The 1,428-nt window shown below is 40.1% G+C and carries 2 protein-coding genes; both read right to left on the bottom strand.

Annotation, left to right across the window (positions count from 1 at the left end):
* Positions 1-474 (bottom strand): DUF2961 domain-containing protein (locus AB5213_RS17025; RefSeq protein WP_368277019.1); only part of this gene is annotated, 474 nt, incomplete at its 3' end.
* Between the two features lie 24 nt (positions 475-498).
* A partial coding sequence (locus AB5213_RS17030; protein ID WP_368277020.1) for a glycoside hydrolase family 92 protein occupies positions 499-1,428 on the bottom strand: 930 nt, incomplete at its 5' end.

A 1,428-nucleotide genomic window follows, 5' to 3' on the forward strand; every position in this document is an offset into this window, starting at 1 on the left:
GGCACCATTGGCAAAAGGCATCTGGAAATAAGAAACCAAACCAGTCCCATTTGTAGGACCAACTGCCAATGGGAGTGTAGCATATTCATAATGCTCGTCCCATCCATTTCCAAAAAAAGCAGCAATCGGAGACTCTACTGAAGGAGTAGACCGTCCATCCCAATATATCCTGAATATGAGATCATTTCTCATAATATGCATCGGGGCAATAGTAAACCAAATATGGTTAATAATACCAGTACCCGGAATATCAACACTCCATTTCTCTCCTGGTTTTATAGGACCTACATTATCATTATTATTCCCCGTTTTATCGGCACTACTTATTCTACGGTTACGGACACCTTCTTGAATAGTAGTCAACCCTCCTAGTTCTCCACCCCTCACTTGAGTATGACCATCTAAAGTTGCGAACATACTCAAAAAGAACAACATAATCAAATTTATTTTTTTCATTCTTAATGTATTAATCAATTAAACAATACACATATTGATTTTTTACTGGGTATTGGAAGACATGGAAGGTGGAGCATCTTGCGGCCTACTTCCCCATTTATAATTAGGCTTTTTCCCCATTATCAACTCCAGTTCCCCCCCATTTACCAGTTCAGAGTGATAGAACCAAGGTTTAGAAAGTTTCTTCCCGTTCAATTTGGCAGATTGTATATACCGATTCTCATTGGACACATTTTTTGCTTCAATTACAAACTTACCACCTTTATAGTATTTTTCATCCAAATGAATGGTTACCTTCTCAAATAATGGCGAACTAATCTCATAAAAAGGCTCCACACAGCCTCCTCCATTCACTTCAAACAGCCCCATTGCAGCCATTACAAACCAAGCTCCACCTTGTCCCTGGTCTTCATCACCCGGCCAACCATGAATAGGGGTCGAGCCATAATATTTATTCATCATTTCTCGTGCCCAGTACTGCGTTAACCAAGGCTTTCCAGAATAATTAAACAGAAAAGCCGCCTGCATACACGGTTGATTACCGTGATTCACATAAGCCGCACTGAACCTATCACCCGGAGGAGAGAAACTGTATTCAGAAGAAATTTCAAATCCTTCATTTAACCGACGGTTAAATTCTTCCCTACCAATCATCTTAACCAACTCATTCATATCATGAGGTACCATCCACGTATATTGCCACGAGTTACCTTCTACAAATCCAGAGCCCAGCCACGACCAACTGGTAGAATGCTCATCTTTATTAATAGGTTCAAAATCCGGCATCCACGTTCCATCACTATATTTCGGCCGGACATATTTCGTTTCCGAATCGAAAACATTTTTATAATTATAAGCACGTCTTGTAAAATAATCATAATCCTCTTCATAGCCAAGAGCCTTGGCAAATTGTGCCGCATTCCAATCATCAAAAGCGTACTCCAATGTATTAGAAGTTGGCCCCTCATAGGT

It is taken from the genome of Coprococcus sp. RTP21204st1_G4_RTP21204_210225, from assembly GCF_040915385.1.
Lineage (GTDB): Bacteria > Bacillota > Clostridia > Lachnospirales > Lachnospiraceae > Allocoprococcus > Allocoprococcus comes.